The sequence below is a fragment of the Mesorhizobium sp. M7A.F.Ca.CA.002.05.1.1 genome, assembly GCF_003998335.1.
Classification (GTDB): domain Bacteria; phylum Pseudomonadota; class Alphaproteobacteria; order Rhizobiales; family Rhizobiaceae; genus Mesorhizobium.
Map to the genome: position 1 here is coordinate 1 of NZ_RZQI01000436.1, position 4,906 is coordinate 4,906.

The following is a 4,906-nucleotide window of genomic DNA, read 5'->3' on the forward strand; positions in this document are numbered from 1 at the left end:
CGAGATAGGCGGTCAGCGCCAGCTTGAGCGCGATCGGACTGGTGTGGATGTCGACGGCGATCGCCGGCAGCGATGTCGCAATGACGGTCGAATCCATGTTTTCCATGAAAAGGGCGACCGCCAGGATGAGCGGGATGGTGCGGTTCACAAAACGCGTCCGACTTGATTCTTTTACGGTTGACCGGGAGGCAAGCCAACATGCAGGGCGGTTATCATGGGCCGGCTCTGATGTCGCATTAATTTGCTGTCACTTTTGTGCGACTGCGGGGAGACAGGCAGTTCGCTTGGCCTGCCGCCGTGCCTAAATCAGAACTGCCGGGACGGCCAAGGTCTTCTCGTTCCGTCTCCAGGCGCTGGCCAAGCAGCAAAGAATAGCTTGCGAATGGCGATGTGTCACATTATTGTAGTGTATATAACTACTATATGGACTTTGTCATGGAAGAAGCCGTTTCGGCAGCCGATGCCAACCGCAAGTTCTCTCTCATCCTGCGCGGTGTTCGCGAAGGACAGAGCTACGTCGTGACCAGTCACGGACGCCCGGTCGCGCGAATAGTGCCCGCCGATCGACAGCAGGGTGTGGCTTCCCGCTCGCGCGTAGCGTTGTTGTCGCGCCTCGAGCGCCAGCCTGTTTTGGATGTCGGGCGCTGGACCCGTGGCGAGCTCTACGAGGACGAGCGATGAAGGTTGCGCTCGACACCAATGTCCTTGCCTGCGCGGAAGGGGTCAACGGTGCCGAGAAGCGCGATATTGTTCTTGAACTGCTGCGCAACCTACCGCAAGAGGCTGCTGTTATTCCTGTTCAGGTCCTTGGTGAGCTGTACAACGTTCTCGTCCGCAAGGCCGGAAGACCGCCTGTAGAAGCCCGGGATGCCCTTCTGGGCTGGCGCGACGCGTTTCCAGTTGCCGCGACAGTGCAAGACGTAATGATGATGGCGGCTGATCTGGCTACGGACCACCACTTCAGCATTTGGGACGCGGTCATTCTGTCCACCGCTTCCCAAACCGGTTGTCGGATGCTCCTTTCGGAAGACCTGCAAGATGGCTTCACATGGGGTGGGGTAACTGTCGTCAGCCCTTTCGCATCGCCGCGTCACGTTCTGCTCAATGCTCTCTTGGGGGAGTCTTCTGGATAGAACGCGAAACACCGAGACGATCGGCTTTTCATTGGCGCTTGGACGTGGTACCAGCCAGCGCCAATCCTGAAAGGGAAGAAACGAGTCGGCGCTGTCCATTCCGGTCCAGCGCTTTTTTGTATTCCCCCACCGCGTTTTATATTCAAGGGACTGGCCATGGCAAAAATCATCGAAACGTCCACTGGCGCATTGGCGCTGACCTTTGACGACGTGCTGCTGCAGCCCGGCCATTCCGAGGTCATGCCCGGCGAGACCGATGTCCGCACCCGCATCGCCGGCGACATCGACCTCAACGTGCCGATCCTCTCGGCGGCGATGGACACCGTCACCGAGGCCAGGCTCGCCATCGCCATGGCCCAAGCCGGCGGCATTGGCGTCATCCACCGCAATTTCTCGCCGGCCGAACAGGCCGAGCAGGTGCGGCAGGTCAAGAAATTCGAATCCGGCATGGTGGTCAATCCTGTCACCATCGGCCCCGACGCGACGCTCGCCGACGCGCTGGGCCTGATGCGCAGCTATTCGATCTCGGGCATTCCGGTGGTCGAGAATGGTGGCACTGGCGGCCACAAGGTCGGGCGGCTGATCGGCATCCTGACCAATCGCGACGTGCGCTTTGCCTCCGATCCGGCGCAGAAGGTCCATGAGCTGATGACCCGTGACAACCTGATCACGGTCAAGGAGAACGTCGACCAGGACGAGGCCAAGCGGCTTCTGCATCAGCACCGCATCGAAAAGCTGGTTGTCGTCGACAGGCAGGGCAACTGCGTCGGATTGATCACCGTCAAGGACATCGAGAAGTCGCAGCTCAACCCGCACGCCAGCAAGGACGCACAGGGCCGCTTGCGCGCCGCCGCGGCCACCAGCGTCGGCGATGACGGCTATGAACGCGCCGAACGTCTCATCGATGCCGGCGTCGACCTTCTGGTGATCGACACCGCGCATGGCCACTCGCAACGCGTGCTCGACGCGGTGACGCGCGCCAAGAAACTCTCCAACTCGGTTCGCATCCTGGCCGGCAACGTCGCCACCGCCGCGGGCACGCAGGCGCTGATCGACGCCGGTGCCGACGCCGTCAAGGTCGGCATCGGTCCGGGCTCCATCTGCACCACCCGCATCGTCGCCGGCGTCGGCGTGCCGCAGCTCTCGGCGATCATGTCGGCGGTCGAGACGGCGCACAAATCCGGCGTCTCGGTGATCGCCGATGGCGGCATCAAATATTCCGGCGATCTGGCCAAGGCGCTCGCCGCCGGCGCAAGTGCGGCCATGATCGGCTCGCTGCTGGCCGGGACCGACGAAAGCCCGGGCGAGGTCTATCTGCACCAGGGCCGCTCCTTCAAGGCGTATCGCGGCATGGGCTCGGTCGGCGCCATGGCCCGCGGCTCCGCCGATCGCTACTTCCAGGCCGAGGTGCGCGACACGCTGAAATTGGTCCCTGAAGGCATCGAGGGGCAGGTTCCCTACAAGGGACCTGTGTCTGGCGTGCTGCACCAGCTTGCGGGCGGCTTGAAAGCCGCTATGGGTTATGTTGGTGGCCGCGACCTTGCCGATTTCCGCGAGCGCGCCACCTTTGTGCGCATATCCAATGCCGGACTTCGTGAAAGCCACGCCCATGACGTCACGATTACCCGCGAAAGCCCGAACTATCCCGGTGGAGCCTGACCAGTACGGGCTCGGGCGGAACCTGACGGCAACGATCCTGCGGCTGTCTCGCCACGCAGGCGCGCTCTGTTTCCTGTCGGCGGTGGTTTTCATCGCCATGACGGCTTTGGAATTCTTCTATTTCCGCCAGTTGAGCGGCGGCTTGCCGTCGCTCGACATGCGCATTTTAGGGTTTACGCCGGACGAAGGCATGGCCTGGCTGACAGCGCTCGGCCGGCGCGGCGGCGAGATCATTCTCGTCTGGCACTATCTGACCTTCGACCTGTTGTTCCCGGCGCTGCTGTCGGTCACGCTGGTCAGCCTCATCCTGGCCACCGGCCGGCGATTGAAGGCTTTCCGCGTGCTGCCGGCGCAGCTGCAGTCGATTTTCGCGTTGGTCCTGGTGCTTCCCTACACGCTTGCACATTACGTTCAGAACTTTGCGGTGGCGCGGCTTCTGTCCGATTTCCTGTCGGCCAACCCGGACTCGCTGTCTTTCGCCTCGGCGCTCACCGTCACCAAATTCGCGCTTTTCGCCATACCGGTGATCGTCATCGCGGCCTTCTGGCTGGCGGGCCAGAAACGCCAGGCCTGATGCCGCACGCGAAGCCCAACCGGGCAGGGGGCACTTGATGAACCAGACCACGATCTTCTGGCCCGTTCTCGCGCATGTGCTGCTGATCTACATCGTCTACTGCGTCCTGGGTCGTCGCAGATACGGCGCAATAAGGTCAGGCGAGGCGAAGGCCGGTCAGTTCAAGGTGCGTTCGGCCGAACCGGCCTCCAGCGTCACCGTTGCCGCCAATCTCACCAACCAGTTCGAACTGCCGGTGCTGTTTTACGTGCTGTGCCTGACGCTGCACCTGACCAACGGCGTCAACTATCTGACCTTGTCGCTGATGTGGATTTTCGTCGCGTCCCGCTATTTCCATGCCTGGATTCACCTGACCAGCAACAATCTGCTGCTGCGCAGCCGGTCATTCTTCGTCAGTGCGGTGATTCTCCTGCTGGGATGGATCTGGTTCGCGCTGCACCTGCTCGGCGCGGTCTGAGCAGAGCGCTTCTGCCTTCTCCCACAGGGGAGAAGGGAAGTCCGTTCGCCTAAAGGTCGAACACCGCGATCTTGCGCTTGTCGAACTTGATGCCGATCTCGCCGCGTACCAGCTTGAGCGCGGCCTCGCCGAACACCGCGCGCCGCCAGCCTTGCAGCGCCGGTACGTCGGCTTCCTCGCCCTCGGCGGCGATACGGTCGATGTCGTCGCTGGAGGCCAGCACCTTGGAAGCGACGCCCTCCTTTTCGGCAACGATCCGCAGCAGCACCTTCAACAGTTCCGCCGCGGCGCTCGAGCCCTCGGGCGGCTGGAAACTCTTTGGCAGTTTCGGCATCTCTTCCTTGGGCAAGGCAAGCGCGGTGTTGACCGCGCCAAGCAGCGCCGTTGCCGTCGACGAGCGCTCCCAGCCCTTCGGCGTCGTGCGCAGCTTGCCGAGGGCTGCCGCGTCGCGCGGCGCCTGCTGCGCCACCTCGTAGATCGCGTCGTCTTTCAGAACGCGGCCGCGCGGCACGTCACGTTCGCGCGCCTCGCGCTCGCGCCACGCCGCCACGCCCTGCACGATCGCCAGTTCCTGCGGTTTGCGCAGCCGCATCTTCAACCGCTTCCAGGCGTCCTCGGGGTGCGGATCATAGGTTTCGCGCGAGGTCAGGACCTCCATTTCCTCGTTGAGCCAATGGGCGCGGTTTTCCCGCTCCAGTTCGGCGCTGAGGTGTTGGTAGACCTCGATGAGATGCGTGACGTCGGCCAGCGCATAGTCGAGCTGCTTGTCGGAAAGCGGCCGGTGGCGCCAGTCGGTGAAACGCGATGACTTGTCGAGCCGCGCACCGGTGATGCGCTGCACGAGCTGATCGTAGGAAACACTGTCGCCGAAGCCGCAGACCATCGCCGCCACTTGCGTGTCGAACACCGGATGCGGAACCAGATCGCCGAGGTGGACGATGATTTCGATATCCTGCCGCGCGGCGTGGAAGACTTTGACCACCGCCTCGTTGGCCATCAGCCTGAAGAACGGCTTCAGGTCGATATCGGGAGCCAGCGGATCGATCAACGCCGTCACGCCGGGTGCGGCCATCTGTATGAGGC

At 62.8% G+C, this 4,906-nt stretch carries 6 protein-coding genes and 1 pseudogene; 5 read left to right on the forward strand and 2 right to left on the reverse strand.

Translation table 11 applies throughout. The features are described 5' to 3' along the window. Positions 1–148 (reverse strand): annotated as a pseudogene (locus EN939_RS39170) (multidrug efflux MFS transporter); the annotation flags it as partial. Between the two features lie 287 nt (positions 149–435). Between EN939_RS39170 and EN939_RS20840 the strand changes: the two are divergent. The 5 genes from EN939_RS20840 (at position 436) to EN939_RS20860 (ending at position 3,823) form a co-directional block, all read left to right on the forward strand. Next, positions 436–681, forward strand: a complete 246-nt coding sequence (locus tag EN939_RS20840) for a type II toxin-antitoxin system prevent-host-death family antitoxin (protein WP_127269485.1) — start codon at positions 436–438, stop codon at positions 679–681. After that, on the forward strand, positions 678–1,133 hold the full coding sequence (locus EN939_RS20845) for a PIN domain-containing protein (RefSeq protein WP_127269486.1): 456 nt from the start codon (positions 678–680) through the stop codon (positions 1,131–1,133). The genes EN939_RS20840 and EN939_RS20845 overlap by 4 nt, the downstream gene beginning before the upstream one ends. Positions 1,134–1,289: 156 nt before the next feature. Continuing rightward, a complete protein-coding gene (gene guaB, locus EN939_RS20850) occupies positions 1,290–2,792 on the forward strand; it encodes an IMP dehydrogenase (RefSeq protein ID WP_127269487.1) in 1,503 nt (500 codons plus the stop codon). Beyond that, positions 2,743–3,366, forward strand: a complete 624-nt coding sequence (locus EN939_RS20855) for a hypothetical protein (RefSeq protein ID WP_127269488.1) — start codon at positions 2,743–2,745, stop codon at positions 3,364–3,366. The genes guaB and EN939_RS20855 overlap by 50 nt, the downstream gene beginning before the upstream one ends. 37 nt (positions 3,367–3,403) lie before the next feature. Beyond that, positions 3,404–3,823, forward strand: a complete 420-nt coding sequence (locus tag EN939_RS20860) for an MAPEG family protein (protein WP_127269489.1) — start codon at positions 3,404–3,406, stop codon at positions 3,821–3,823. Between the two features lie 49 nt (positions 3,824–3,872). Here EN939_RS20860 and rnd read toward each other — a convergent pair. Then, positions 3,873–4,906, reverse strand: a 1,034-nt coding sequence (gene rnd / locus EN939_RS20865) for a ribonuclease D (protein ID WP_127269490.1), incomplete at its 5' end; no start/stop codon positions are given.